The 237-nt window shown below is 71.7% G+C and carries 1 pseudogene; it reads left to right on the top strand.

Annotated elements, in window-relative coordinates:
* Positions 1-237, top strand: a pseudogene (locus tag IJ15_RS0124480) (hypothetical protein); the annotation flags it as partial.

Genomic DNA, 237 nt, shown 5'->3' with positions numbered 1-237 from the left:
CCGCCGCGGCGGCAGTGGTCGTGGCGGCATCGGGTGCGGCATCGGCCGCGCCGGACCAGCTGCCGTCTCAGGGCGGTGTCACCTCGGCTCCGCAGACGCAGGGCGGTGTCACCTCCGGACCGTCGACCCAGGGCGGCGTCACCTCCACCCCCGCACAGCCGGAACCGGTCTACTGGGTCGAACCCCCGGCCCAGTACCAGAACATCGAGTACCAGCCGCTCGACAACTACGACTACG

Origin of the sequence: Prescottella defluvii, assembly GCF_000738775.1 — a bacterium.
Taxonomy (GTDB): Bacteria; Actinomycetota; Actinomycetes; order Mycobacteriales; family Mycobacteriaceae; genus Prescottella; species Prescottella defluvii.
Note: the sequence above shows the minus strand (reverse complement) of the source record. Positions and strands in the feature narration are given on the sequence as shown.